Source organism: Flavobacterium cyclinae, assembly GCF_021172145.1.
Lineage (GTDB): Bacteria > Bacteroidota > Bacteroidia > Flavobacteriales > Flavobacteriaceae > Flavobacterium > Flavobacterium cyclinae.
Genome location: NZ_CP089095.1, coordinates 1,923,926 through 1,948,252 on the forward strand (window position 1 = coordinate 1,923,926; position 24,327 = coordinate 1,948,252).

General features: G+C 29.1%; 33 protein-coding genes. 14 read left to right on the plus strand and 19 right to left on the minus strand.

Going from position 1 to position 24,327, the window contains the following annotated elements; translation table 11 throughout:
- Nucleotide 1 precedes the first annotated feature (1 nt).
- From LOS86_RS08960 to msrA, 3 genes are read right to left on the minus strand one after another with little or no spacing between them, the layout of a single operon-like run.
- Nucleotides 2-307 (minus strand): hypothetical protein, encoded by a 306-nt coding sequence (locus LOS86_RS08960; protein ID WP_231841766.1) that lies wholly within the window; start codon nucleotides 305-307, stop codon nucleotides 2-4.
- 51 nt (nucleotides 308-358) lie between these two features.
- Complete coding sequence (gene folE, locus LOS86_RS08965; RefSeq protein ID WP_231841767.1) at nucleotides 359-1,027, minus strand: GTP cyclohydrolase I FolE; 669 nt, start codon at nucleotides 1,025-1,027, stop codon at nucleotides 359-361.
- A 15-nt stretch (nucleotides 1,028-1,042) separates the two neighbouring features.
- Entirely contained in the window at nucleotides 1,043-1,696 is a 654-nt protein-coding gene (gene msrA, locus LOS86_RS08970; RefSeq protein ID WP_374107570.1) for a peptide-methionine (S)-S-oxide reductase MsrA, read from the minus strand.
- A 152-nt stretch (nucleotides 1,697-1,848) separates the two neighbouring features.
- Here msrA and LOS86_RS08975 point away from each other — a divergent pair, with 152 nt between their 5' ends.
- The 4 genes from LOS86_RS08975 to LOS86_RS08990 are packed head-to-tail and all read left to right on the plus strand — an operon-like array spanning nucleotide 1,849 to nucleotide 5,460.
- Nucleotides 1,849-2,511: an ABC transporter ATP-binding protein gene (locus LOS86_RS08975; RefSeq protein ID WP_231841768.1), complete on the plus strand. Its 663-nt coding sequence runs from the start codon at nucleotides 1,849-1,851 to the stop codon at nucleotides 2,509-2,511.
- Nucleotides 2,511-4,124: an LIC_10190 family membrane protein gene (locus LOS86_RS08980; protein ID WP_231841769.1), complete on the plus strand. Its 1,614-nt coding sequence runs from the start codon at nucleotides 2,511-2,513 to the stop codon at nucleotides 4,122-4,124. Before LOS86_RS08975 ends, LOS86_RS08980 begins: the two co-directional genes overlap by 1 nt.
- Complete coding sequence (locus LOS86_RS08985) at nucleotides 4,117-4,875, plus strand: TIGR02757 family protein (protein WP_231841770.1); 759 nt, start codon at nucleotides 4,117-4,119, stop codon at nucleotides 4,873-4,875. Before LOS86_RS08980 ends, LOS86_RS08985 begins: the two co-directional genes overlap by 8 nt.
- A gap of 12 nt (nucleotides 4,876-4,887) precedes the next feature.
- On the plus strand, nucleotides 4,888-5,460 hold the full coding sequence (locus LOS86_RS08990) for a pentapeptide repeat-containing protein (protein ID WP_231841771.1): 573 nt from the start codon (nucleotides 4,888-4,890) through the stop codon (nucleotides 5,458-5,460).
- Between the two features lies 1 nt (nucleotide 5,461).
- Here LOS86_RS08990 and can read toward each other — a convergent pair whose 3' ends face one another.
- From can to LOS86_RS09010, 4 genes are all read right to left on the minus strand, one after another.
- The gene (can, locus tag LOS86_RS08995) at nucleotides 5,462-6,097 is read right to left on the minus strand and encodes a carbonate dehydratase (RefSeq protein WP_231841772.1); all 636 of its coding nucleotides are present in this window, start codon (nucleotides 6,095-6,097) and stop codon (nucleotides 5,462-5,464) included.
- A gap of 11 nt (nucleotides 6,098-6,108) precedes the next feature.
- Nucleotides 6,109-7,701, minus strand: a complete 1,593-nt coding sequence (locus LOS86_RS09000; RefSeq protein WP_231841773.1) for a SulP family inorganic anion transporter — start codon at nucleotides 7,699-7,701, stop codon at nucleotides 6,109-6,111.
- Nucleotides 7,702-7,759: 58 nt separating this feature from the next.
- Nucleotides 7,760-8,050 carry a hypothetical protein gene (locus LOS86_RS09005; protein ID WP_231841774.1) on the minus strand — a complete coding sequence of 97 codons (291 nt, stop codon included), beginning with the start codon at nucleotides 8,048-8,050 and terminating at the stop codon, nucleotides 7,760-7,762.
- A gap of 85 nt (nucleotides 8,051-8,135) precedes the next feature.
- A complete protein-coding gene (locus tag LOS86_RS09010; RefSeq protein ID WP_231841775.1) occupies nucleotides 8,136-8,615 on the minus strand; it encodes a Dps family protein in 480 nt (159 codons plus the stop codon).
- A gap of 99 nt (nucleotides 8,616-8,714) precedes the next feature.
- On the opposite strand from LOS86_RS09010, the gene LOS86_RS09015 reads away from it, so the two are divergent.
- Entirely contained in the window at nucleotides 8,715-9,653 is a 939-nt protein-coding gene (locus LOS86_RS09015) for a LysR substrate-binding domain-containing protein (protein ID WP_231841776.1), read from the plus strand.
- Between the two features lie 21 nt (nucleotides 9,654-9,674).
- Here LOS86_RS09015 and LOS86_RS09020 read toward each other — a convergent pair whose 3' ends face one another.
- The 4 genes from LOS86_RS09020 to LOS86_RS09035 all read right to left on the minus strand — a co-directional run bounded on the left by LOS86_RS09020 (nucleotide 9,675) and on the right by LOS86_RS09035 (nucleotide 11,693).
- Entirely contained in the window at nucleotides 9,675-9,872 is a 198-nt protein-coding gene (locus LOS86_RS09020) for a hypothetical protein (protein ID WP_231841777.1), read from the minus strand.
- Between the two features lie 134 nt (nucleotides 9,873-10,006).
- Nucleotides 10,007-10,672, minus strand: a complete 666-nt coding sequence (gene mnmC2, locus LOS86_RS09025) for a tRNA (5-methylaminomethyl-2-thiouridine)(34)-methyltransferase MnmC2 (RefSeq protein ID WP_231841778.1) — start codon at nucleotides 10,670-10,672, stop codon at nucleotides 10,007-10,009.
- Between the two features lie 71 nt (nucleotides 10,673-10,743).
- Nucleotides 10,744-11,202, minus strand: a complete 459-nt coding sequence (locus tag LOS86_RS09030; protein ID WP_231841779.1) for a hypothetical protein — start codon at nucleotides 11,200-11,202, stop codon at nucleotides 10,744-10,746.
- Nucleotides 11,202-11,693 carry a DUF4920 domain-containing protein gene (locus LOS86_RS09035; protein WP_231841780.1) on the minus strand — a complete coding sequence of 164 codons (492 nt, stop codon included), beginning with the start codon at nucleotides 11,691-11,693 and terminating at the stop codon, nucleotides 11,202-11,204. The genes LOS86_RS09030 and LOS86_RS09035 overlap by 1 nt, the downstream gene beginning before the upstream one ends.
- A gap of 240 nt (nucleotides 11,694-11,933) precedes the next feature.
- Here LOS86_RS09035 and LOS86_RS09040 point away from each other — a divergent pair, with 240 nt between their 5' ends.
- Nucleotides 11,934-13,001, plus strand: a complete 1,068-nt coding sequence (locus LOS86_RS09040) for a branched-chain amino acid aminotransferase (protein ID WP_231841781.1) — start codon at nucleotides 11,934-11,936, stop codon at nucleotides 12,999-13,001.
- 65 nt (nucleotides 13,002-13,066) lie between these two features.
- On the opposite strand, the gene LOS86_RS09045 is transcribed toward LOS86_RS09040, so the two are convergent.
- Nucleotides 13,067-13,450: a pyrophosphohydrolase domain-containing protein gene (locus tag LOS86_RS09045; protein WP_231841782.1), complete on the minus strand. Its 384-nt coding sequence runs from the start codon at nucleotides 13,448-13,450 to the stop codon at nucleotides 13,067-13,069.
- 299 nt (nucleotides 13,451-13,749) lie between these two features.
- On the opposite strand from LOS86_RS09045, the gene LOS86_RS09055 reads away from it, so the two are divergent.
- Nucleotides 13,750-14,781 carry a GyrI-like domain-containing protein gene (locus tag LOS86_RS09055; RefSeq protein ID WP_231841784.1) on the plus strand — a complete coding sequence of 344 codons (1,032 nt, stop codon included), beginning with the start codon at nucleotides 13,750-13,752 and terminating at the stop codon, nucleotides 14,779-14,781.
- 28 nt (nucleotides 14,782-14,809) lie between these two features.
- On the opposite strand, the gene LOS86_RS09060 is transcribed toward LOS86_RS09055, so the two are convergent.
- From LOS86_RS09060 to LOS86_RS09070, 3 genes are read right to left on the minus strand one after another with little or no spacing between them, the layout of a single operon-like run.
- Nucleotides 14,810-15,532 (minus strand): tRNA threonylcarbamoyladenosine dehydratase, encoded by a 723-nt coding sequence (locus LOS86_RS09060; RefSeq protein WP_231841785.1) that lies wholly within the window; start codon nucleotides 15,530-15,532, stop codon nucleotides 14,810-14,812.
- 24 nt (nucleotides 15,533-15,556) lie between these two features.
- Nucleotides 15,557-16,213 (minus strand): TatD family hydrolase, encoded by a 657-nt coding sequence (locus tag LOS86_RS09065; protein ID WP_231841786.1) that lies wholly within the window; start codon nucleotides 16,211-16,213, stop codon nucleotides 15,557-15,559.
- Entirely contained in the window at nucleotides 16,206-16,796 is a 591-nt protein-coding gene (locus LOS86_RS09070) for a DUF1684 domain-containing protein (RefSeq protein WP_231841787.1), read from the minus strand. Before LOS86_RS09070 ends, LOS86_RS09065 begins: the two co-directional genes overlap by 8 nt.
- Nucleotides 16,797-16,880: 84 nt before the next feature.
- On the opposite strand from LOS86_RS09070, the gene LOS86_RS09075 reads away from it, so the two are divergent.
- From LOS86_RS09075 to LOS86_RS09095, 5 genes are all read left to right on the plus strand, one after another.
- The gene (locus LOS86_RS09075) at nucleotides 16,881-18,101 is read left to right on the plus strand and encodes an MDR family MFS transporter (RefSeq protein WP_231841788.1); all 1,221 of its coding nucleotides are present in this window, start codon (nucleotides 16,881-16,883) and stop codon (nucleotides 18,099-18,101) included.
- 42 nt (nucleotides 18,102-18,143) lie between these two features.
- A complete protein-coding gene (locus LOS86_RS09080) occupies nucleotides 18,144-18,482 on the plus strand; it encodes a hypothetical protein (protein ID WP_231841789.1) in 339 nt (112 codons plus the stop codon).
- Nucleotides 18,483-18,543: 61 nt separating this feature from the next.
- Nucleotides 18,544-18,903 (plus strand): BlaI/MecI/CopY family transcriptional regulator, encoded by a 360-nt coding sequence (locus LOS86_RS09085; protein ID WP_231841790.1) that lies wholly within the window; start codon nucleotides 18,544-18,546, stop codon nucleotides 18,901-18,903.
- A gap of 1 nt (nucleotide 18,904) precedes the next feature.
- Entirely contained in the window at nucleotides 18,905-21,013 is a 2,109-nt protein-coding gene (locus LOS86_RS09090) for a M56 family metallopeptidase (RefSeq protein WP_231841791.1), read from the plus strand.
- 73 nt (nucleotides 21,014-21,086) lie between these two features.
- The gene (locus LOS86_RS09095) at nucleotides 21,087-21,227 is read left to right on the plus strand and encodes an SsrA-binding protein (RefSeq protein WP_231841792.1); all 141 of its coding nucleotides are present in this window, start codon (nucleotides 21,087-21,089) and stop codon (nucleotides 21,225-21,227) included.
- Here the strand turns inward: LOS86_RS09095 and LOS86_RS09100 are convergent.
- The 3 genes from LOS86_RS09100 to LOS86_RS09110 form a co-directional block, all read right to left on the minus strand.
- Nucleotides 21,224-21,601 (minus strand): hypothetical protein, encoded by a 378-nt coding sequence (locus LOS86_RS09100; RefSeq protein ID WP_231841793.1) that lies wholly within the window; start codon nucleotides 21,599-21,601, stop codon nucleotides 21,224-21,226. The two genes, LOS86_RS09095 and LOS86_RS09100, sit on opposite strands and share 4 nt — an antisense overlap.
- Nucleotides 21,602-21,611: 10 nt before the next feature.
- Nucleotides 21,612-21,893, minus strand: coding sequence for a hypothetical protein (locus LOS86_RS09105; protein ID WP_231841794.1), 282 nt, complete (start codon nucleotides 21,891-21,893; stop codon nucleotides 21,612-21,614).
- A gap of 153 nt (nucleotides 21,894-22,046) precedes the next feature.
- Entirely contained in the window at nucleotides 22,047-22,709 is a 663-nt protein-coding gene (locus LOS86_RS09110) for an OmpW/AlkL family protein (RefSeq protein ID WP_231841795.1), read from the minus strand.
- Between the two features lie 141 nt (nucleotides 22,710-22,850).
- On the opposite strand from LOS86_RS09110, the gene smpB reads away from it, so the two are divergent.
- Together smpB and LOS86_RS09120 are read left to right on the plus strand one after the other, a co-directional pair.
- On the plus strand, nucleotides 22,851-23,303 hold the full coding sequence (smpB, locus tag LOS86_RS09115) for an SsrA-binding protein SmpB (RefSeq protein ID WP_231841796.1): 453 nt from the start codon (nucleotides 22,851-22,853) through the stop codon (nucleotides 23,301-23,303).
- 10 nt (nucleotides 23,304-23,313) lie between these two features.
- Nucleotides 23,314-23,676, plus strand: a complete 363-nt coding sequence (locus tag LOS86_RS09120) for a helix-turn-helix domain-containing protein (protein ID WP_231841797.1) — start codon at nucleotides 23,314-23,316, stop codon at nucleotides 23,674-23,676.
- Here the strand turns inward: LOS86_RS09120 and LOS86_RS09125 are convergent, their stop codons facing one another.
- Nucleotides 23,677-24,318: a protein-L-isoaspartate(D-aspartate) O-methyltransferase gene (locus tag LOS86_RS09125; RefSeq protein WP_231841798.1), complete on the minus strand. Its 642-nt coding sequence runs from the start codon at nucleotides 24,316-24,318 to the stop codon at nucleotides 23,677-23,679. It lies immediately after the preceding gene.
- Nucleotides 24,319-24,327 lie beyond the last annotated feature (9 nt).

Sequence of the window (24,327 nt, forward strand, 5' to 3'; positions counted from 1 at the left end):
TTTATGGGTGTTCCTTTTTTATGACATAAGTATAAAACCAAGTAATTGTGAAAGTTGGAATAACATCAACAAAAGGCAATAATTCTTCTATAAATCCAAAAAATGCAGCTAATTTACCCACGTTTCCTTTATACATAATTAGTAAAAGAATTGCTGAAATGGGTGCCCAAATCACATCGGAAACTTCTGCAAAAACAGGTAAAAGATAAGATAGCATTCCAATAGCATCAAATAATAAACTCAATCCTAACATTTTGAATTTATTTTTTTCAGAAATTGAACTTGAAAAAGATTGCTCTTGTTTCATTTTGTATGATTTAATTTATTAATCATCACACAAAACTAATGCCATTCTTTATTATTCTTTGTGAATCATCTTGTAGAAATCGTCACGAAACTCTTTTTGATTAAAAACACCTCCATACTGAAGAGTTGAAGTATAACTAGATTCGTCTTTAATTCCCCTACTCGATACACATAAATGTGTTGCTTCCATCACCACAATAACATTATCTGTTTCTAAAACCGATTTTAACTCGTTAAAGATTTGCATTATCATGCGTTCTTGTACTTGTGGTCGCTTTGCATAATAATCAACTATTCGATTGAGTTTAGACAATCCAATAACTTTTCCTGAAGAAACATAACCAATATGCGCTTTCCCAACAATTGGCAAAAAATGATGCTCGCAAGTGGAATTAAAGCTGATATTTGCTTCTACCAACATTTTATCATATTGATAAGAATTATCAAATACTGAAATCTTAGGTTTATTTGCTGGATTTAATCCAGAAAAAATCTCTTGAACAAACATTTTTGCCACGCGATGTGGTGTTCCTTGCAAACTGTCGTCAGTTAAATCTAATCCTAATTCTTTCATAATGATTTCAAAATGATGCTCAATAACTTCCATTTTTTCAGCATCAGATTTATCAAAAGCATCAGGACGCAACGGTGTTTCAACCGATGTCATTTGATGATTATCACCAATTATGTCGAATATCTCTTTTTCAATAGTAGTGTTCATAGCAATTTTTCCCTTCTATTTTAATTTCGATTTATAATACTTTCTTAGTTTCTCTAATTTTGGTGCTATCACCATTTGGCAATAACCTTGACTTGAATTTTGATTGTAATAATTTTGATGATACTCCTCTGCAGGATAAAATTTTGTAGCAGCAGAAACTTTTGTCACAATTTTTTTGTCATACAATTTCTCTTTATCTAACAATTGTATATAATTTTCTGCTTTTAATTTTTGATCTTCTGAATGATAAAAAACTTCACTTCTATATTGAGTTCCCACATCAGCACCTTGACGGTTTAAAGTTGTAGGATCATGAGTTCCAAAGAAAACTTCTAACAAATCTTCATACGCTACTTCGTTAGGATTAAAAGTGATTTGAATTGCTTCTGCATGACCAGTTTCTCCTGTACAAATTTCTTTGTAGGTAGGATTAATTGTTCTTCCACCTATATATCCTGAAACTACACTTTTAACACCTTTTATTTCTAAAAATATTGCTTCGGTACACCAAAAACAGCCTCCAGCAAATGTTGCAACTTCCATACCTTCTTTTACTTTAATTTTTACAGGTTCCTTTATTTCTTCTTTAACAATAGGTTTTTCTTTAGCCGTACACGAACTAAATATGAAACTTAAAACCAATGATATTCCTTTAATTGTATTTCTCATAAATGAAATTGGTTATTTTGTTTAACAAATTTATAAAAAAATTAAACATAAAACACTTTTTAACGTAACTTTATTATTTTAAACTAATAATTGGGTTACAATAGTTTTTTAAATCGGTAAAAATCTTTGTTAATTTGTAAAAATGTTCCAAAATGATAACGGCTAAAAATCTTCATAAATATTACGATACGCTTCATGTTTTAAAAGGCGTCGATTTAAACATAAAAAAGGGCGAAATTGTTTCAATTGTAGGAGCATCTGGTGCAGGAAAAACAACGTTGCTTCAAATTTTAGGTACTTTGGATGTTCCCACAAAACAAAATGATACTTCGTTAGAAATTAATGAAACTTCCATTTTAAATTTAAAAGACAAGGAACTATCAAAATTTAGAAATTTAAATTTGGGCTTTATTTTTCAATTTCATCAATTACTGCCTGAATTTACAGCTTTAGAAAATGTTTGTATCCCCGGATTTATTGCCAATAGAGATAAAAAAGAAGTAGAAACGGAAGCAAAAAAACTCCTATCCTACTTAGGTTTATCAGAAAGAACACATCATAAACCAAGCGAACTCTCGGGTGGCGAACAACAACGTGTAGCGGTTGCTAGGGCATTAATTAATAATCCAGCTGTTATTTTTGCTGATGAACCTTCTGGGAATTTAGACACACAATCGGCTAAAATGTTACACGAATTGTTTTTTAAGCTTCGAGAAGAATTTAATCAAACTTTTGTTATTGTAACTCATAATGAAGAACTAGCGAATATGGCAGATAGAAAATTAGTAATGAAAGATGGATTAATAATTGAATAATGATAACAATATTAGTTAGTTGGCTCCTATTAATACTTATGTTTTCCATTCCAGGAATCGTAATTAAAGAGCAATTCAAACTATCTAATAACAAAGCTTTTATCCTATTCTACGGAATTATTTTTCAAACAGTATTTACTGGAGTTTTTGCCTTTTTTCATGCTATTAATGAAATCTATTTCATTGTTAATAGTTTTCTAATTTTGATTTTAAGTTATTTCTATAGAAACAGAATAAAAGATTTTTTTATTTCATTTTTTAAAGAATTTAGTAATAAAACTAAATTTTTATTTTTATTCTATGTCATTATTATTGCACTAAAATCGGCTCAATCTCCTAGTATTTTTGACAACGAAACATATTATATTCAAACTATTAAATGGTTAAATGAATTTGGCTTTGTAAAAGGACTTTCAAATATACATCCTTTTCTTGCACAATGTTCTTTTTGGCATGTATTACAAAGTGGCTGTAATTTTTCATTCATAACATCTGCTTTAAATGATATAAATGGTTTACTACTTTTAATAGGGATTTATTACTTTGTTGAAAAAAGCAATCAAAATTCAAATCTGTTTATCAGCATAAACAGTTTATTTCTAATAATTTACTTTCAATTTATTGATGCACCTTCACCAGATTTACCGATTTTAGTTTTCTTGAGTATCCTTTTTTATGAATTTACATTTGAGAAATTAAATAATGCAAAAATCAAAACCTTGCTTTTATTTATTGTGTACCTCCTATTCATAAAATTAACCACTCTTCCGTTCCTATTACTTGCCATTTATTTAGTTATAAAAGATAAAAAAACAATTTCATTTTTTTTTCTAATTTGTTTAGGATTTGGAATCCTTTGGATACTTAAAAATAGTATTATCACAGGTTATCCCCTATTTCCATTATCCATTTTTGATTGGAATTTAGATTGGAAATTACCTGTAGAAAGCATGGATTACATGTATAAAAACATCATCAATTTAGGTTATGCAGATCAAGCAACACTAGGTAAAGATTACAGTATTTTTGAAAAATTAAATTATTGGTTTCAACTAAAAGGTATCAATAGGATATTTAACTTAGGTATCATTTTTCTATTACTGCTAACTCCATTTACAAAATTTTACAAGACTACTTCAAACTTTAAAACCTTATATATTATACTAGTAATTCATTTTACTTTTTTACTTTTAAATTCTCCACAATATCGATTTTTCTTACCAACTTTTATCCTATTAGGCAGCGTTCTCATTTATGAAATACATCGTATTTTTTCAAATCAAATAGCTAATTTTCTATTAGTTTTTTCCGGAATATTATTAATTTTTTCTTTATTCATGGATATAAAAGAACCATCAAAAAGCACTTTATTTAATTATAGCCAAATTGTTCAACCCGAATCCAATTCGAAATATAACACCGTGAATTTTCAAGAAATTGAGATAGGAAACCTTAAAATAAATAGTCCGTTTTTACCGAATTTATACGAAACTGCAAATGGTAATTTGCCATGTGTAAATCAAAAATTATTAGATTTTTATTCTTTTTATCCGCAACTCAGAACTTCCTCAATGGAAGATGGTTTTTACAGTAAAAAAATAAAAGATGAATAAAATTGAATTAAAAGAATTTCTTGACGAAAAGGTAGAATTGTATAATAATAAGACCTTTATTGAAAGTGATCCTATTCAAATTCCGCATTTGTATTCATTAAAAGAAGATATAGAAATTGCTGGATTTTTAACGGCCACTATTGCATGGGGAAATCGCAAAATGATCATAAATAATGCAAAAAAGATGGTGGAATTAATGGGGAATTCGCCTTATGATTTTGTTATTCATCATTCTGAATCCGATTTAAAACCACTTGAAAAATTTGTACATCGGACTTTTAATGGAACTGATTTTATAAGTTTCATTAGAAGTTTACAACACATTTATCAATCTCATAACGGCTTAGAAGCGGTATTTTCGAAAGAAAATCCTAATTTGCAACAATCTATATCGGAATTCAAATCTTTATTTTTTGAAATCCCACACGAAATACGAACAGAAAAGCACATTTCAGACCCATTAAATGGTTCGGCAGCAAAACGTATCAACATGTATTTAAGATGGATGGTCCGTAATGATAATAAAGGAGTAGATTTTGGAATATGGAATTCAATTACTCCGGCAGCACTTTCTTGTCCGTTAGATGTGCATTCTGGTAATGTGGCACGAAAATTAGGACTATTAACACGTAATCAAAATGATGCTAAAGCGTTAGCAGAACTAGATAAAACTTTAAGAGAATTAGACCCAAATGATCCCGTTAAATATGATTTTGCCTTATTTGGATTAGGCGTTTTTGAAGGATTTTAAAAAAACACTATTATGCATTCCGATTTTATTATTGATCAAAACTTTACTGACATCACTTTTTTAGAAAATGATATCAAATACAAAGAATATGAAAATTGTACTTTTACTAATTGTGATTTTACCACATGTTTCTTTGTAGCGGTGGCATTTATCGATTGTAACTTTATTAATTGCAATTTTAAAGGCACAAAAATCAATCATGTTTCTTTGCGCGGTGTTTGGTTTACCAAATGTGATTTTACTTCCGTTAATTTTGCAATGACAGATCAAATTTTATATGAGTTTCATTTTAAAGACACCTTACTGGATTATGCTCAATTTTATAGATTAAAACTCAAAAAAATGCAATTTATAAATTGTAGCATGATTGCAGTTGACTTTATGGAAAGCGACTTAACCGAAGCTTTATTTGACAACTGCAATTTAAGACATGCCGTTTTTATTGGTACAACAGCTAATAAAACTGATTTTGCAACAAGCTATGATTTTATAATTGATCCCGAAAAAAACAAATTAAAACGTGCTATATTTTCCAAAGATAATATTGCGGGATTGCTGAATAAATATGATTTGGTAATCAAATAAATTAAAATTTTAATTGATAAACTTGATCTAAATCTTTGTCACAACTAAAGTTCAAACCTAAATCGGTTACATAACCTGAATTTAATCCGTAAACCCAACCATGAATCGATAATTCTTGGCCGTTGTTCCATGCATTTTGAACAATAGATGTTTTGGCTAAATCCAATACTTGTTCTTTAACATTTACTTCAACAAATTTATTAAATCGCTCGTTTTCATCTTGTATTGAATTTAATTCATGTTGGTGAAAACGATATACATCTTTAATATGACGAATCCAGTTATCAATAATTCCAATCGAATTATTCTCCATAGCGGCTTTAATTCCACCACAACCATAATGTCCGCAAACAATAACATGTTTAACTTTTAACGCATTTACAGCATAATCTAGTACGCTTAGCATATTCATATCTGAATGCACTACCATATTTGCAATATTTCGATGAACAAATACCTCACCAGGTTCTGCACCAATTATTTCATTTGCTGGTACTCTACTGTCTGAACAACCTATCCATAATAATGGTGGACGTTGACCTTCAGCTAAATTGTTAAAATATTCTGGATTTAAAGCCAACTTGTTTTCAACCCATTTTTTATTGTTTTCTAATATTTTTTTATAAAAATCACTCATATTTTTTTTATTTAATTATCACTACTATTTTTTTCAATTATTACATGCTTAAACGCTATAGTATCCAAATTATAGTGTTCTTTAAAACCTTTCAATGTTAATTGGATATTTTTATCTTTTGATTGAACATGTATAAAATCTTTTATTAATTCAACCACATCAAAATCGATATAATTGGTATTAGAAGCATCTATGACAAGTTTAGAATTTTCAGGAATATATCGCAATGTGTTTTTAATAGCCGCTTTGTTAAGAAAAGAAACTTCTTGGGCTAATTGAATGGTCATTAAATCACCATCATGAAATGATTCTTTTTTAAAAGAATACGCAATTTTTAAATTTTGATATAAAATAAACAATACGCTTACAAACAAACCTATACCAACCCCTTTTAATAAATCGATACCAACTACAGCAATTACGGTAACTAAAAAGGGTACAAACTGAGAATATCCGCTTTTCCAAAGATGAACAAAAACACTAGGTTTAGCTAATTTGTACCCTACCATAATTAATACGGCAGCCAAAGTAGCCAAAGGAATCTTGTTTAATATAAACGGAATTGAAAAAGCAAATACAAATAATAATAGTCCATGAAAAATGGTTGCTAACTTCGTTTTTCCACCTGAATTTATATTGGCAGAAGATCGAACAACAACTGAAGTCATAGGTAAACCACCTAAAAATCCACTAATAATATTACCAATACCTTGAGCTTTTAACTCTCTATTGGTATCTGTAAATCTTTTGTATGGATCTAATTTGTCAGTAGCTTCAATACACAACAAAGTTTCTATAGAAGCAACTATCGCAATTGTAAAAGAGATTAATATGAAATCAGAACTAAAAAATTTTGAAAAATTAGGTAATACAAAACTCGAACTAATTTCATCGATTGTAGGTAAATTTACCAAATGATTTTTAGTTACTATCGCATAATTTGATCCCGATTGTATGAAAAACTCATTTAATATAACACTTAAAATTACAACCACTAATGCTCCGGGAATAATTTTAAACTTCTTTAATTGAGGTAATTTTTCCCATAAAATCAATATAATTAAGGACAATATAGAAACTATTAAAGCTCCTGGATGAATATAATTAATAGATTCAAATAAGGTATCAAAAGTAGTATGCCCTGATTTTTCAATGAAAAAGAAATCTCCTTCATTATCGATATCATGACCAAAAGCATGAGGAATTTGCTTTAAAATGATGATGATACCAATAGCAGCTAACATCCCTTCAATTACACTTGTTGGGAAATAATTCGAAAAACTTCCTGCTTTTAAATATCCTAAAAGTATTTGAATTCCTCCAGCTACTACAACAGCTGCTAAAAAAATTTCAAAACTTCCTAAAACAGAAATCGCGGCATATACAATTGCAGTTAAACCCGCAGCAGGACCAGAAACACTTAATGCAGAATTACTCAAAAAACCTACTACTATTCCACCTATTACTCCTGAAACAATCCCAGAAAATAATGGAACGCCAGAAGCCAAAGCAATACCTAAACATAAAGGCAATGCAACTAAAAAAACTACTAAACCAGATGCTAGATCTCCTCTAACATTGGAAAATAAAGAGTGATTACTCATAAAAAAATATTTAATACCATTAAAACAGACTTCATAAAGTCTTTATACTCAAAATGTATTAAATATGATTTGGTGGAGGTGAAAATATTTGATGCGCCAAATTATCAAAACTTGTATTTACTTTAATTAATACATTTTGTTTTGAAACGCCCTCTGTTAGTAAATTGAATATTGAAATTGTAGAAGTCTGAATAGATTCGATAGAACCAAACGAAGTTTCGTGCTCTTCTTCCTCACTCATACTGTAGAAATAAGAAGTATCTACCTGATTGTCAATCATACCCACAATAGTAGGAGTAGCTAAAAATGCTACAAATAGAAAAGTAAAAACAACAGATAAAAATTTCATATAACAAATATAAAAATATTTTATAGTATTACTATTCTTACCCATTAAAAAAAGCTGTAATAATTTACAGCCTTTTAAAATTCATTTAAATTTCTTCTTCTAACCATGCCCTTAACATCCAGTTGGTCTTTTCTTGTTCTGAAATAAAATCACTCATCATGGAATTGGTTCCTTCATCATTAATTTCACCCGATTTCTCTAAAATGATTCTTTCTATTTGTAACAAAATGGATAATGACTCTAAAATTAACTGAATTGCTTCCGTGTCTTTAGAAATATCTTTTCCAACTTTTAACTTACTGTTTGAAATATAATCCGAAAAGGTATGTAAGGGTGTGCCTCCTAATGTTAAAACTCGTTCAGCAATCAAATCTATTTTAAGTTGACTGTCATTGTAAAGTTCTTCAAACTTAAGATGCAAATCAAAAAAGCGTTTACCACGAATATTCCAATGTAAACCTCTCAAATTTTGATAATATATTTGGAAATTAGACAATAAAACATTTAAATGATTCACAATTTCCGTTGATTCTTTGATGGGTAATCCTAGACTATTTACGCTCATAATTTTTATTTTTATATAATCAAATTTACAAAATTTAACCTTAAGAACATATAACTATAATTTATAGTTTTTATATTTGTATAAAATTTATCAATAAAAATGACTATTACACAATTATATTATGTTTTGGCTGTTGCCGAATATAAAAACTTCACTTTAGCTGCAGAAAAATGTTTTGTTACACAACCTACTTTGAGCATGCAAATACAAAAATTAGAAGATGAATTGGATATTTTAATTTTTGATAGAAGTAAAAAACCAATTTTACTAACAGAAATAGGTGAAAAAATTGTAAATCAGGCTAAAAACATTGTAAATGAAGCCGGTAGAATTAAAGACATCGTTGATCAACAAAAAGGATATATTGGAGGCGAGTTTAAAGTTGGAATTATTCCTACTGTAATGCCAACGTTACTTCCTATGTTTTTAAATAATTTTATTAAGAAATATCCAAAAGTTAATTTAATAATTGAAGAACAAACTACTGAAGAAATCATCAAAAAGTTAAAAAACGGGCATTTAGATTGTGCAATTGCAGCAACTCCTTTAGAAGAAGAAAGTTTAAAAGAAATTGTTTTGTATTACGAACCTTTTGTAGCCTATGTGCCTGACCATCATTTGTCTATAGATAAAAAAGAAATTGAAGTTTCGGACTTGGACTTAGATAAAATATTATTATTACAAGATGGTCATTGCTTTAGAAATGGAATTTTAAATTTGTGCAAAAACAATAAATATATTTCAGACAATCATTTTCAATTAGAAAGCGGTAGTTTTGAAACTCTTATCAAATTAGCCGATGAAGGCTTAGGAACTACTTTATTACCTTATTTGCATACTTTAGATTTAAACGATAAGAATGCAAAAAAATTAAAAGCTTTCAAAGATCCAAAACCTGCAAGAGAAGTTAGTTTGATTTATCCTAAAAACGAATTAAAAATTCATATTATCAATGCTCTAAGAGAAGTTATCTCAGGCGTTGTAAGAGGTGCTATAGCTTTTAATAATGTTGAAATTATTAGTCCGAAATTAAAATAAAAAAAGTCCTAAAAAGGACTTTTATTTATTTATATAAATTAAACATTGACGTAATTCAGGCTTTTCTTGAGTAAATTGTAAAAGCCAATCTCTTAGTTGCTCTATTTCGTAAGGAAGTAAAATTCTTACTGCTTTTTCTAATTCTTTACAAAATAATTTAGAATCAAAGCTTACTCTTTCCAAAATTGATTTGGTATAAGAAAACATAGGTCTAGGCATAGTTTCTAATAAATAATAGGTTAGACTTTGGGATAAGAACTTAATGTAAAGATAAACAAAAAAACATTACGAAAACGATTTAGTTCATAAAAAAAATGCTAAATTTTTATTAAATTATTAATTTACAATAAAAATCATACATTTTTTGTAGCTCTTAACATTTCACGTTTTCCTGGAGCTCCAGGTAGTTTTTCTATTGAAAATCCAACACTTAGCATTGCGTTTTTAATAACGGATCGGCATGCATAAGTAACTAAAACACCGTTCGGCAAAAGTGCGTCATACATTTTCTTAAAAATGGTTTCACTCCATAATTCGGGTTGCAATGGAAATCCAAAAGCATCAAAATAAATTAAATTATATTTTGACTTGTCTTCAATATCTTGAAAAAATTGTTTTCGCTTGGTAAGAAGAAAATTTTCAGCAATGATTTGTTTACTTTCCCAATCGCAAGTATGCATTTTATCGAAAATCTCTTGATATTGATTAGCTTGTAATTCGGTAACATAATTCATTTGTTTTACTTCATCAAAAGCAACTGGATATGCTTCCACACCAACATAATTTACTTCTTCTTTATTAAGTGTTTCTAAAAAAGTAATAAATGCATTCAATCCTGTTCCAAAACCAATTTCTAAAATGGAAATCGAATTTTGATTGTGAAACAAATCCAAACCATTTTTTATAAAAACATGTTTGGCTTCCTGAATAGCTCCATGAGTAGAATGATAGTTCTCATTCCAATCTGGGATATGTATAGTAGTGGAACCGTCGTTTGTAATAATGATTTCTCTTTTCATAAAAATTCAAAAAGAAAAGGTTTAAGAATTCGAAATCTAGCTCTTAAACCTTTTTTATTTAATGAGTTCTTTTACTCAATATACAACTTCTTAATTTTCGGTATTGGTCCGCCACATTTTACTTCATGGCATTGAATACAAGCATCAATTCCGTTATTAAAGTGTTCTTTGGCATTCTTAGGATCTTCATAAATCAACTCCTGAGCTTTGATAAATTTTGCCGCTTGTTCTTCAAAAAAAGCATCTTTATCTGTTTCATCGGTCATAACAGCTTTGTGAATTCGAATAAAATGCTGTGGAAATTTTCCAATCGTATCTCCTTTTATGATGCGCTCTTTTAAACGTTGGTTATCAACATACATTTGCTCCATCAAAGCCGCCATTTCAGACATTTCGTACATTTCAAATCCGTCTTTATTAGCTTTAGAATCGGTTTCACAGGCTTCTTTATCAGCTGTTTTTTCATCCACTTTCTTATCACAAGAAATTAACAAAAAAACTAGAGATAATAATAAAAATACTTGTTTCATTATTTAGCAATTAAAACACCATCAGCCATGAACGAATACGTAACTTTTGGCTCTACAATACTATCAATTGCAGCTTGCGATTTCCCAGCATCTTTTGCGTAATGCTTTAAAACGTCAACACTTTCAATACTTACAAATGCTTTCCCATTTACAATAACTTCTTTTTCTTGAGCATTCTTAGGAACAAAGAAACCATAATCTTTAAACTTAACAAAAGCTTCTTTATCATCAGCTAAATCTAAAGTCATCCAACATCCTTTCTTTTGACAAACTTCATTAATATCAGATTTAAATTTTACTTCTAATGTATCTCCTTCTTTTAAAGATTTGAATTTTTCCATCATTTCAGCACTTGTTAATGCACCATCTGAAGAAATTGAATCACCAAAAACGGCATAATCTACTTTTGCAACTTCTGGCTGTGCCTCTTTTTTCTGCTCACAACTAACTATTGATAATGTTAATAGTGAAAGTGTAATAATTCTTTTCATTTTATTTGTGAATAATTTCAACAAAAATAACGATTTTTTTTCTATTTTCGGCCAACAAATAAAGTTGGATTGGATGCAAATTCTCTTATTTATTAAAAAAAGTAGAAATGTTATTGTTGATAATTAATAATAATAAGTAAAAACAAAACTTGATTTTTTTATTAAATTTGCAACCAAATCGCAAAAATCAACATTTTTTTTGTTGATTATATAAAATTAATTTATAACAGTTTAACCTAAATGGAATTAAAAACTTTAAACGAAATTGAGATTATTTCGGCTCCTAACTCTAAAATCAATGAAGTAGATTTTGAAAACTTAACTTTTGGTAATGTATTTACAGACCACATGTTAGTTTGTGATTATGTTAATGGAGCATGGCAAAAACCTGTTATAGAACCTTATGCGCCTTTTACAATAGATCCTTCAGCTAAAGTTTTTCATTATGGTCAAGCTATTTTTGAAGGAATGAAAGCATATAAAGACCAGCAAGATGATGTTTGGTTATTTAGACCTGATGAAAACTTTCACCGTTTTAACAAAAGTGCAATCCGCATGGCAATGCCAGAAGTTCCTGAAGATATTTTCTTAGGTGGTTTGCATCGATTATTAGAAATAGAAAAAGAATGGGTTAGAAAAGGAAAAGGAAACACACTATATATCCGTCCGTTTATGATTGCTACTGGTCACGGTGTAATTGCGGCACCATCACAAGAGTATCGTTTTATGATTATTTTATCTCCTGCTCGTTCATATTATTCAGGAGAAGTTAAAGTAATTATTGCCGAACATTACAGTAGAGCTGCTAATGGAGGAATTGGGGCTGCGAAAGCTGCAGGAAATTACTCAGCTCAGTTTTACCCAACAAAATTAGCTAACGAACAAGGGTTCCAACAAATCATTTGGACAGATGATGCTACTCATACCAAATTAGAAGAAGCGGGTACAATGAACGTTTTCTTTAGAATTAATGATACCTTGTTTACTGCACCTACAAGTGAAAGAATCTTAGATGGTGTAACTCGTAAAAGTGTTATTGAATTAGCAAAAAGAGAAAATATCAATGTTGAAGTTCGTCCAGTTTTAGTTGAAGAAATTGTTGTCGCTGCTAAAAATGGAACTTTAAAAGAAATTTTTGGAGCAGGAACAGCAGCCGTTATTAATCCTATTGTTGGTTTCTCATTCCAAGATCACTATTATGAATTGCCTAAATTAGAAAATTCAATGGCACTTGAAATCAAAGAAAAATTAACTAATATTCAATATAAATTAGCTGAAGATACCTTTGGGTGGACAGTTAAAATTTAGTAAGCAGTAGCAGTCACAGTTATCAGAAAAAATAAATCACTGATAACTGTGATTGGAAACTGTGACTATTTTAATATTTCTTCAAAATTGGGTTTAAAGTAATTAGGACCTTTCATAACTTTACCATCTTCACGGTAAATTGGCTTTCCATCTTCACCTAATTTACTCATATTAGAACGTTGAATTTCATCAAAAACTTCTTCAATTTTATGTTGTAGACCGTGTTCTAATATTGTACCACATAAAATATATAACATATCCCCTAAAGCATCTGCTACTTCAACAATATCATTATTTTGAACGGCTTCTAAATACTCTTCATTTTCTTCTTTCATTAAATTAAAACGAAGTTCGTTTTTTAATGTACCTAAATCGGCTTTCATTTCTTGACTCACACCTAAACCATAGGTTTCATGAAATATTTGTACTGCTTTTAATTGTTTTTGCATAATTATCCTTAAAAATTTCACGAAATTTAGAAATTTTATATAGTATTTAATTATTACTTTTGTGAAAATTTTCAATATGTTTTCAACAGGCCAAATCTATTTTGCTATTTTCTTTGTTATTGCATTTGTAATCACTATGATTATAGTATATCGAAAAGACTTAAAAGCATTAAAACCTTTTTATAAAGGGACATATTGGATTTTTTTATTTTTTCTAATATTTATAGGTTTTCTATTTTTGATAAAATTCTTAATGAAAGATTAATTATCTTACATTTGAAAAAAAGCAATGCCATTCAATGAGAATATTAAAATACATACTACTTCTATTACTGCTTTTAAGCGTTGCTTTTGTTGTATTCGTTGCTACCCAAAAAGGCGATTATAAAATTTTAAGAAAAAAAGAAATTAGTATTTCAAAAGAGGTTGTTTTTTCATTTGTTTCTGATTCTTCATCTAATCAAGATTGGTTGGCATGGACATCAAATGAAGCTACAATTAATACAATTAAAAATATACCAAATGATAGTTTGGTTCAATACATTACGATTTCAGAAAACAAGAATGAATCCTTAATGCGTTTTCAAAAAACAAAAAAAGGAGTTCTTGTTACTTGGGAAATGAAAGGTAATTTAGATTTTAATTTAAAATTATTAAGCGTTTTGCAAGGTGGAGTTGATAATGTAATTGGAGATAAATTAGAAGAAAGCCTAGATAACATCAATACGTATTTAGTAAAAGAATTAAAAACATTTGATGTAAAATTAAATGGAGTGGTTACTAAACATATGACCAACTATATTCAGCAAATTGATACTTGTAGCCCAGCTGAATTTCAAAAAGTATCCAAATCGATGTTACAAAACATGATGTCATTTGTTGAAAAAAATAATATTGAAATTCTAGGTTTACCTTTCATCACTTATGACAATATTAAATCAAACAATAGCAATATAATATTTGCTATGTGTGTTCCTGTAGAAGAAGAAATTCTTACAACTCCTGGAAGTGAAATTTCAGGTGGTCATTTTGAAGAATTTTTAGCAATAAAAGCCACATTAACTGGTGACTATTCGCATAGAAAAAATGCATGGAATAAAGCTAGAGCTTATGCTAGAAAAAAAGGTTTTGTAGAAGATACTTACAATGGGAAGTTTATAGAAATTTATAAAGTAAGTTTACCAAAAGAACGCAAACCTTCTAAATGGGTAACCGAATTATACGTTCCTGTTAAGAAAAAAGTATATATTCCAAAACCTAAAACTGAAACTACAACTGAAGGAACGGAAAACCCAACAGATACTAATACACCAACAAAACAATCAGAATAATAAAACCCGATTTTCATCGGGTTTTCATTTATTTATTCTTTCCTATTAAATGCTTTACAACTGTTTCGGCAGCATGTAAACCAAATAAAGCCGGCATCCAGCTATTTGTACCATAAAACGACTTTTTAAAGTTAGAACCGTCGGTCATTTTTACGCTATCATAATCCGGTCTTTCATAGGAATAAACTACTTTAACGCCGCTTGATATTCCCTCTAATTTTAATCGCTTTCTTACTTGTTTCGCTAACGGACAATAATCGGTTTTACTAATATCTTTTACACGGACTTTTTCGGCTTCAAACTTACCACCTGCTCCCATGTTACTAATTACTTTCACTTTTTTGCGTTTACAAGCTACAATCAAATTGATTTTTGGTGTTAAGCTGTCGATACAATCCAAAACATAATCAAATTCTGGTGTAACCAATTCAAAAGCTCTTTCTGGCGATAAAAATTCTTCAATACGTGTTAATTTCAAATCTGGATTAATATCCATTAAGCGATCTCCAACAATCTTTACTTTTGGTTCACCAACAGTACTATGTAATGCTGGTAATTGGCGATTGATATTGGTAATATCAACAACATCACCATCAACAATTGTCATATTTCCTACTCCAGCACGCGCTAAAAACTCGGCAGCAAAACTCCCTACTCCACCTAATCCAACAACTAGTACATTAGCATTTTCTAATTTTTGAATTCCATCTTCTTTAAATAATAATACCGCTCTTTCTTTCCACTTTGCCATTGTAAAATGATTATTGTTTTTAGTTTATTGTTTTAGGCTGAAAATCTTTGAAAAATTACTAAAAACAATCGCTTTCATGTCCTCTATCGAAACTCCTTTAATCAAAGCTGCTTTTTCATACACTTGATAAATGGATTCTTCAATTGTATCGGTTTCTAGTAAAATTTGATTTTCGGGTGCAAAGGTAAATACTTTTTCTAAATCTTTATTACGTAGTAAGTATTTTCCAAATGATAAGTAAAATCCATTTTTTAATAAAGACTGAGCTACTTGTTCGTTTTTTGAAAAACCATGAATAATCATTGGGTTCTCAATTTTCATTTCTTTCTTGATGGCAATCACTTCATCATATGCCGCCACACAATGCAAAACGATAGGTTTATTCGTTTGCTTTACAATTTCCAATTGCTGTTTAAAAACCGAAATTTGAACTTCTAACGGAATTTCTATACGTTTATCTAAACCACATTCGCCAAGCGCTAAACATTCGTTTAATTGCAGTTTTTGCTGGATTATTTCCAAATCAAATTCCAATCGATTTTCATCGATATACCACGGATGAATTCCAATAGAATAATTAGGAATGGTTGTATCAAATTCCCATGGATATTGATTTACAACCTCAATAACATCAGCGAGGTTTGAAAATTTATGTGTATGTAAATTAATATACTTAGTCATGGAACTTTTTTACACCAGCTAAAATTTCGATATCCAAATCATTCTCTAAAGGAACAATTGGGCATGAATATTTATAATTATAAGCACAATAAGGATTATAAGCCTTATTAAAATCTATTATCCAAGTTTTACCTTTTTGCATTCTCATATCTACATATCGACCACCAATGTAACTTTCTTTACCACAAGTTAAATCAGAAAAAGGCAAAAAAAAATAATCAGAATATCCCGGCTTCTTTGATAAATCGATATTCTGATAGACGTTTAATTTAAACTCTTTTTCATCAATTTTAAAATGAAGTTCTCCATATTTAACGTACAAAGGAGTTCGGGAAGTTGTCGTTTTCATTGCAAAAGCCTTTTCATTTTTGGTTCTAATAAATAGCGCTTCAACAATAAATTTTTCGCTTATTGGAAAAAAATCTAAACCTTTAAATTCTTTTAAATCGTCTTTAGTTAAGGGGCTTTTTAAGGAATCTGAAAAACTCTTGTTTAATTTGGATTGAAATTCTTGTGAAGCAGTTATGTCTTTTTGAGCAAAGACAACAGCCGAACAAAAAAGGAAAACTAGTATTTTTTTCATTAAATTCATTTTTTACAAAAATATATAATTTCTATAACATTATTTTGCTGAAAGCTTTTGTAATTTTGTTTCAGAAAAATTATTATGTTACAACGCGCTTTTCATAAATATATCGATAATTTTAGAGGATTTTCTCGTGAAATTTGGATTCTTACCTTCATCACTTTCATAAATCGTGCAGGCACAATGGTGCTTCCATTTTTATCAAAATATTTGAAAGAAGATTTACATTTTTCTTACAGCCAAGTAGGTTGGATTATGGTAAGCTTTGGTTGTGGTTCAATTTTAGGTTCTTGGTTAGGTGGTAAGCTCTCAGATAAAATTGGATTTTACAAAATCATGATTTTTAGTTTGTTAACTAGCGGAATTGCTTTCTTTGGATTACAATTTATTACTAGTTTTCAAGGTTTACTTATCGCAATGTTTTTCATAATGATAATAGCCGATATGTTCAGACCTGCAATGTTTGTATCGCTTGGTGCTTATGCAAAACCCGAAAATAGAACCCGAGCTTTAACTTTAGTACGATTAGCCATTAATTTAGGATTTGCTGCCGGACCAGCACTTGGTGGATTATTAATTATGAGCGTGGGTTACAAAGGCTTGTTTTGGGTAGATGGTGCCACATGTATATTAGCGATTTCAATATTTTGGATTTTAGTTAAAGAGAAAAAGAAATCAAAATATACTGATAAAGAACATCCTGGTGAAGTTTTAACACATTCTGTTTTTAAAGATACCCCTTTTTGGATATTCCTAACTGGAACTTTAATAACAGGAATTTTATTCTTCCAATTATTTACAACAATCCCATTATACCATAAAGAACAGTTTAATTTAAGCGAATTTCAAACGGGATTACTCTTAACACTCAATGGTGTTTTGGTCTTCTTTTTAGAAATGCCTATTGTAAACTACATTGAAAAACATAAGATAAATAAACTTAAAGTCATTACTTATGGATGTATGGCAATGGCTATAAGTATTTACTTGCTCTTAATCAATAATTGGTCTGGGATTCTTATTATTATGATGATTTTCATGACGTTTGCCGAAATGTTTGCCTTCCCTTTTTCCAATTCCTTTGCCATGAGCCGCGCTCCAAAAGGTCATGAAGGTCGTTATATGGCAATTTTTACTATGAGTTATAGTTTAGCTCATATTTTAAGTGCTAAAACGGGAATGGAAATAATTGACTTGTTTAGTTATCAAACCAATTGGTTTTTTATGGGAACACTAGGTGTTATTGGTGTATTACTATTTGTTTGGACCAGCAAATTGGTTAAAAAAGAATCCGTAAAATAAAACTTTAAATAAATTACTATATTTATGTTTTAATACATCATTATGAAAAATCACATTTTTTTACTGCTACTTTTTTCTATTTTTAGTTTTAGCCAAGAAAAAGAAATTAGAACACTTTCTGATGGAAATGAAACTATTCTCTTAACTCTTAAAAACAGAAATGGTTATATCATAACAAATAAAGATATTAAAGTTCCTCATTATGCAACTTCTCCTTTAATTAATGTTGTAATTGAATTTGAAGATGAAATAGTAAAAGACAATTACAATTTCTTCAAAAATATTGACGAGAAAACAATAAAGAACATCATCGTTTTATCGTCTGTAAATAGCATGGTTAGAAGAATAAAAGTTATAAAAACTAAAAATTTAGTTAAATAACTAAAAAAATAGTTGTATAACTAAAAAAATAGTTTAACTTTGATCTATCAAACGATAAGTCATGCAAAAACTCACCAACAAAGAAGAAGAAATCATGCATATTTTATGGAAGCTTAAAAAAGCTTTTGTAAAAGATATCATGGAAGAAATAAAAGAAGATAAACCTCACTACAATACGCTTTCAACTATTGTTAGAAATCTTGAAGAAAAAGGATATGTAGGCTATAATGCTTACGGAAAAACACATCAGTACTTCCCTATTGTTAAATTAGAAGAGTATCGTAAAGCCTTCATGAATACCGCTATTGATAACTATTTCAACAGTTCGTACAAAAATTTAGTTTCCTTTTTTGCTGAAGAAGAAAAGATATCGGCAGACGAACTTCGTGAAATTTTAGCTTTAATCGAAAAAAAGAAATAGTATGGAAAATCTGCTGATTTATTTCTTAAAAGCAAACGGACTCATCATTTTATTTTATTTGATGTACGTTGTATTCCTTCGCAAAGAAACCTTTTTTGTTTCTAATCGTTGGTATATGATTATTGGTATGATATTATCATTAGTTCTACCTTTGATTACGTTTACCAAAACGATTTGGGTTGACCCGATTCCAATTCAAGAATCTTTTGAAGAAATAACTCCAATAATTACAACTTCTGATGCAACTCCTATTCAAGAAAATTTAATAGATTGGTCACTTGTTGCCACTACAACTTATATAGTAATTTCCATCTTACTAGTAATGAGAATAACTTTTGAATTGGTTTCTTTTTTTAATAGAATTAGAAAACATAACAAAAAAAAGGAATCCGAATATACTCTCATCTATTCTAATACCACAGAAAATCCGTTTTCTTTTTTTAATTATGTTGTTATTAATCCATCTCTATTTTCTGAAATTGAAATCCAACATATACTAACACATGAAAGCATTCATGTAAAACAAAAACATTCTGTAGATGTATTACTTGGAAAACTATTTTGTGCATTATTTTGGGTAAATCCAATTGTATGGTTGTACCGAAAAGCGATGTTGCAAAATCTAGAATTCATTGCTGATAATGCTACTTTTCAACAAATAGAAAACAAATACGAATATCAAAAAACCTTATTAAAAGTTGTGACTCATCAACACAACTTAAGTATTACTAATCAATTTTATCAATCATTAATCAAAAAACGAATCGTTATGTTACACACAAATCAATCCCACAAAAGAAATGCTTGGAAGTATGCTACAATTCTTCCTCTATTAACAGGTTTCTTTTTTATGTTTCAAATTGAAACCGTAGCGCAAGTGAAGGAAGTTGTCACCAATGAAATAACAAAAAGTGAAGAAAAAGTATCGGTAATCATTACTCCAAAAATGAGCAACGAAAATTTAAAACAGATTGAAAAAATATTTTCGGATTCAGATTTAACTTTGAAAATTTCAAACTTAAAAAGAGATAAAAATGACGCTTTAACTGCTATTAAAATAGTTTTTAAGACCAAATCTGGAGAGATTAAAGAATATAAAATCGATCGAACTATTCCAATCGAAACTATTGAACTTTATAAAAGTAGCAATAGAGATAATGAAGATTATTTTGGATTTAAAAAACTAAGTGAAACTCCAACTTACGAATTCACTGAAGCTGATACAGAAGAAATTGCAATTGTTGGAAAAGCACAAGAATCAAATGACAAAAACTTTTGGACCGTTGATAATATGGTTAAAAACGGAAAAAAAGTAAAAATGATTGTGAATGGTAAACTACAATCGGAAAACGAAAAAATTAAGATTCCATTAGACGAAGAATTAGATAATTTGAAAGAACTGGATGATAAAGAATTAAAATCCAAATACAAAATCGACAAAATGGAAGATGAAGTATATTATGAATTAACTACAAAAAAAACACTTAAAATAAAACAAGTAAGTAAAACCTTTGATTCTAATGGTGATATTAGAAATGAAAGTACAAATTCGAGCTGGGGTATTAGTTATCAAGTAGGTAATCCAAGTACAGAAAAGTTGATTGAAGATACCAATAATCCAAAAGTAGATATATCAAAAACATTGATTATTTATAATGGAATTGAATTTAAGTACTCAGAATTAAATAATATAGACCCAAAAAATATAGAAAAAATAGTTACTAAAAGTCCAAACGATGATTTGATTAAATTATATGGTGAAAAGGCAAAAAACGGTGTTATTATAATTGAATCAAATGATTACAAAAAAAACAGCTCTGACTTAAAAACATTTGAATTTAAAACAAGTAAACCAAAACCTAAAACAATAGAAATTAAAAACGGTGATGTTGTTGTAATTTTTGATGGTGATAAAATTAAATTCCCTGGTTACCCTACACAATATTTGAATCAATTAAAATTAGAATTTCAAGGTAAAATTCTTGAAGACAACATTGATTTCTTCAAAAACTACGAACTTCAAAAAATAAAAGATATCAAAATAATTGAGGAGGAATCATCTCCAAAAGAAAAGAAAATAATCAAAAAAATAATCATAGAAACCAAATAACCAAAAATCCCGATTTTGAAAATGATTCAAAATCGGGATTTTTAATTTCCTATATTTGCCAAAATTTAAAACCATGTTTAAACTATTAGCCAAGTTAAATAAATTAGTATTACCCAGTTTTACAAAACGTGGACTAGATCCTATCAAAGCAAAAAAATGGCAAAAAGCTATAATTGCTTATCGATATTGGGTAACAGTAAAAGCTTTGGATTAATCAATATAGGTTTTATTACCGTTTTTATTGATGTAATACTTTCCACCTTTTGGTCCAGTATATACTTTTTTCCCTTTGTATTTTCCCGTTACTTTATCTTTTACTTTTTTTTCAGCTGCTTTTGATGCCGCTGTTTCTTTTAAATTTTCTTGTTCTTCGGAATTTGATTTAGTATTTTTTTCTTTCTTGTTAGGTTTATTTTTATTTGCAGAGGCTTTCTTTTTTGCTGCTTTTATTTTTTTCTGATATTCTTTCTTATTTTTTTCAACCTGTTCTTTAGTAACTTTCTTACCGTCTTTAATAACTTTAGTTTCTTGCGCTGAAATGCTTATTGAAAATAAAAACAATAATCCTACTAAAATAAAATTTTTCATATTCATTAAATTAAACAAGTTTATGAATTCTATTTACTGGGATTACAACTCCTTGTTTTAAAATAACACGATTATCAGTAACGCCCCAAATCGTAGTTTCTACCATTTTCTTTGAAGAATCGTCTTCAAAATAAATTTTAATTTTAACGTGTTCTAAATTACCTAAAGAAAGTGCTCGTTCTAAATTGGTTTTGCGAGAAGCAATTTCTTCTTTATCTTCTAATACTTCAGTTTTTGGAAAATTTAAAGACGCAATAGATTCTTTATCTATTAATTCAAATGTTGTGCTCATACGTTTTATTGATTTGGTTAGATTCATAAAATTATAAAAAAAACAATATAAAAAATTAATTTTTCAATTTAATTTCTAAAATAAATTTTAGTCGAATTCAAAAAAAAAGAGACTACACGAAGTAGTCTCTTTTCTATTTTGATAAGTGTTTGTTTAGAACTTCATTCCTACACCAACTCCTATTAACCAAGGATTGATATCAACTTCTGCAGGAATACTTAATCCTGGAGCTAAATTAGAAGCATCAACAGTAACATCAGTGCTTAAAAATAAACGTTTAACATCTAAATTGATAAAAAAGGTATCATCAACCATTAAATCAAAACCTAACTGAGCTGCATAACCTAATGCATTGTCATATTTTACATCGGCAACATCACCTGATTTTACATTATAAAACAATGTATAATTAACACCTGCTCCAATATATGGTTTAAAAACTTTGTTTTCAGATGTATAAAAATGATACTGAGCTGTTAATGTTGGAGGTAATAACCAAACACTTCCTAAATTTACATCGCCTGCAGCTGTATTAATAGCTTGAACATCATGTTTTGTGGTTCCTAGAATCAATTCTGCAGCAAAATTTTCAGTAAAAAAGTAAGTAAAATCCAATTCTGGAACTATCGTATTTGAAATTGCAACATCTCCGCCAATAATTCCAATTGTTGCACTTTCATCTGGAGCAACTCCTAAGGCTCTTAAACGTACTTGCCATTTTTTAAATTCAGTTGTTTTTTCTTCATTATCTTGTGCGTTTACAAAATTTACCGTCATTAAAGACATTGCCATTAAAGCAAAAACTATTTTTCTCATTTTGTTAAGTTTAAAAAAATTATGACTCAAAGATATTGGGATGCAAAAACATAAAAACTGATATAAATCATAGATTAAAAAGTATTAAACTCTAATTATCATTTTAAAATCCTATAATTTTAATTTACATTTGTGGTCCTTATGCAAAAAACCGTCAACATACTTAATAAAAGAGCTAAATTCGATTACGAAATTTTAGACAAATACACAGCTGGAATCGTTTTAACCGGAACCGAAATCAAGTCAATTCGTCTCGGAAAAGCTTCTATTGCTGAAAGTTTTTGTGAATTTAGCGAAGGAGAATTGTTTTTAATCAATTCGCACATTGAAGAATATTTATACGGTACACACTACAATCACAAAGCTAAAAGTGAGCGTAAATTGCTATTAAACAAACGCGAATTAAAAAAACTAAATAAAGATTCTGATAATAAAGGTTTAACGATTATTCCTCTTAGATTGTTTACCAATGAAAAAGGATTGGCTAAATTAGATATTGCTTTATGTAGAGGTAAGAAAAACTACGACAAACGCGAATCTTTAAAAGAACAAGATACCAAACGCGATTTAGATCGAATTAAGAAAAGTTACTAATTGTTCTGTGATGAAAGAAATTTTGAAACAAGCCCGTATTGAAAAAGGTCTTTCAACCCGAAAGTTAGCCGAACTATCAAAAACCGATCAAGCTTTAATAAGTAAATTTGAAAACGGATTTCGTATTCCTACTAAAAAACAAATTCAAACACTAGCCCAAATTTTAGAAATCGATTTGAAGCCTTTATTGGTGGCTTGGTACAAAGTAAAATTAGACCATAATTTCGATTTAAATCCATTTGCTATTCAAGCTATTACGGAAATTCTGCAAGAAAAAGGCATTGAAGTTGGTAATTCATCTAAAGAAAAAGAAATCACTTCCATCTTAGACGAATTGGAAATTTTAAAACAAAAATTAACGAATCTTCGCTAATTAGTTTTTATTTTCTAAAAGGGGAACAAATCTAAAATCACCAAATTCGTGTTTCTCAAATTGCGTTTCGTTTTTACGAATCAACAACGTCATAATTTGCTCTTTTTCGCCTACGGGAATTACTAACCTTCCTCCTATTTTTAATTGTGCCATCAAAGGTTGTGGAATAAATGGAGCTCCAGCAGTTACAATAATTCCGTCGAAAGGTGCATAATCAGGTAACCCTTTGTAACCATCTCCAAACGATAAATACTTTGGTCGAATATTCAACTTTGGTAATAAATTAGAAGTAATTTTAAATAATTTATTTTGTCTTTCTACCGAATATACTTTGGCTCCCATCATACACAAAACAGCAGTTTGATAACCACTTCCGGTTCCAATTTCTAGTATTTTGTGATCTTTTTCCACCTCCAATAACTGAGATTGAAACGCTACAGTATACGGTTGGGAAATAGTTTGACCTGCTTCTATAGGAAACGCTTTATCTTGGTAAGCAAAATCTTCAAAACTCGAATCCAAAAACAAATGACGTGGAATTTTTCTAATAGCCGCTAACACGTTTTTATCGGTAATTCCTTTTTCTTCCAATTGCTTTACCAACTGATTTCTAAGTCCTTGATGTTTATTCGTATCTTTCAATTTGGGATG

Excerpts from the sequence above, each read along its gene's own strand:
- LOS86_RS09065 (WP_231841786.1), bottom strand. The coding sequence starts at position 16,213 with ATGACTAAGTATATTAATTTACATACACATAAATTTTCAAACCTCGCT.
- LOS86_RS09020 (WP_231841777.1), bottom strand. The coding sequence starts at position 9,872 with ATGCCTAGACCTATGTTTTCTTATACCAAATCAATTTTGGAAAGAGTA.
- LOS86_RS09070 (WP_231841787.1), bottom strand. The coding sequence starts at position 16,796 with ATGAAAAAAATACTAGTTTTCCTTTTTTGTTCGGCTGTTGTCTTTGCT.
- LOS86_RS08985 (WP_231841770.1), top strand. The coding sequence starts at position 4,117 with ATGAATAAAATTGAATTAAAAGAATTTCTTGACGAAAAGGTAGAATTG.
- LOS86_RS09060 (WP_231841785.1), bottom strand. The coding sequence starts at position 15,532 with ATGGCAAAGTGGAAAGAAAGAGCGGTATTATTATTTAAAGAAGATGGA.
- LOS86_RS09015 (WP_231841776.1), top strand. The coding sequence starts at position 8,715 with ATGACTATTACACAATTATATTATGTTTTGGCTGTTGCCGAATATAAA.
- LOS86_RS09075 (WP_231841788.1), top strand. The coding sequence starts at position 16,881 with ATGTTACAACGCGCTTTTCATAAATATATCGATAATTTTAGAGGATTT.
- LOS86_RS09090 (WP_231841791.1), top strand. The coding sequence starts at position 18,905 with ATGGAAAATCTGCTGATTTATTTCTTAAAAGCAAACGGACTCATCATT.
- LOS86_RS09035 (WP_231841780.1), bottom strand. The coding sequence starts at position 11,693 with ATGAAAAGAATTATTACACTTTCACTATTAACATTATCAATAGTTAGT.
- LOS86_RS09105 (WP_231841794.1), bottom strand. The coding sequence starts at position 21,893 with ATGAGCACAACATTTGAATTAATAGATAAAGAATCTATTGCGTCTTTA.
- smpB (WP_231841796.1), top strand. The coding sequence starts at position 22,851 with ATGCAAAAAACCGTCAACATACTTAATAAAAGAGCTAAATTCGATTAC.
- folE (WP_231841767.1), bottom strand. The coding sequence starts at position 1,027 with ATGAACACTACTATTGAAAAAGAGATATTCGACATAATTGGTGATAAT.
- can (WP_231841772.1), bottom strand. The coding sequence starts at position 6,097 with ATGAGTGATTTTTATAAAAAAATATTAGAAAACAATAAAAAATGGGTT.
- LOS86_RS09000 (WP_231841773.1), bottom strand. The coding sequence starts at position 7,701 with ATGAGTAATCACTCTTTATTTTCCAATGTTAGAGGAGATCTAGCATCT.
- LOS86_RS08980 (WP_231841769.1), top strand. The coding sequence starts at position 2,511 with ATGATAACAATATTAGTTAGTTGGCTCCTATTAATACTTATGTTTTCC.
- msrA (WP_374107570.1), bottom strand. The coding sequence starts at position 1,696 with ATGAGAAATACAATTAAAGGAATATCATTGGTTTTAAGTTTCATATTT.
- LOS86_RS09010 (WP_231841775.1), bottom strand. The coding sequence starts at position 8,615 with ATGAGCGTAAATAGTCTAGGATTACCCATCAAAGAATCAACGGAAATT.
- LOS86_RS09045 (WP_231841782.1), bottom strand. The coding sequence starts at position 13,450 with ATGCAAAAACAATTAAAAGCAGTACAAATATTTCATGAAACCTATGGT.
- LOS86_RS09110 (WP_231841795.1), bottom strand. The coding sequence starts at position 22,709 with ATGAGAAAAATAGTTTTTGCTTTAATGGCAATGTCTTTAATGACGGTA.
- LOS86_RS09040 (WP_231841781.1), top strand. The coding sequence starts at position 11,934 with ATGGAATTAAAAACTTTAAACGAAATTGAGATTATTTCGGCTCCTAAC.
- LOS86_RS09100 (WP_231841793.1), bottom strand. The coding sequence starts at position 21,601 with ATGAAAAATTTTATTTTAGTAGGATTATTGTTTTTATTTTCAATAAGC.
- LOS86_RS09085 (WP_231841790.1), top strand. The coding sequence starts at position 18,544 with ATGCAAAAACTCACCAACAAAGAAGAAGAAATCATGCATATTTTATGG.
- LOS86_RS08990 (WP_231841771.1), top strand. The coding sequence starts at position 4,888 with ATGCATTCCGATTTTATTATTGATCAAAACTTTACTGACATCACTTTT.
- LOS86_RS09080 (WP_231841789.1), top strand. The coding sequence starts at position 18,144 with ATGAAAAATCACATTTTTTTACTGCTACTTTTTTCTATTTTTAGTTTT.
- LOS86_RS09005 (WP_231841774.1), bottom strand. The coding sequence starts at position 8,050 with ATGAAATTTTTATCTGTTGTTTTTACTTTTCTATTTGTAGCATTTTTA.
- LOS86_RS09030 (WP_231841779.1), bottom strand. The coding sequence starts at position 11,202 with ATGAAACAAGTATTTTTATTATTATCTCTAGTTTTTTTGTTAATTTCT.
- LOS86_RS09095 (WP_231841792.1), top strand. The coding sequence starts at position 21,087 with ATGTTTAAACTATTAGCCAAGTTAAATAAATTAGTATTACCCAGTTTT.
- LOS86_RS09055 (WP_231841784.1), top strand. The coding sequence starts at position 13,750 with ATGAGAATATTAAAATACATACTACTTCTATTACTGCTTTTAAGCGTT.
- mnmC2 (WP_231841778.1), bottom strand. The coding sequence starts at position 10,672 with ATGAAAAGAGAAATCATTATTACAAACGACGGTTCCACTACTATACAT.
- LOS86_RS08975 (WP_231841768.1), top strand. The coding sequence starts at position 1,849 with ATGATAACGGCTAAAAATCTTCATAAATATTACGATACGCTTCATGTT.
- LOS86_RS09120 (WP_231841797.1), top strand. The coding sequence starts at position 23,314 with ATGAAAGAAATTTTGAAACAAGCCCGTATTGAAAAAGGTCTTTCAACC.
- LOS86_RS08960 (WP_231841766.1), bottom strand. The coding sequence starts at position 307 with ATGAAACAAGAGCAATCTTTTTCAAGTTCAATTTCTGAAAAAAATAAA.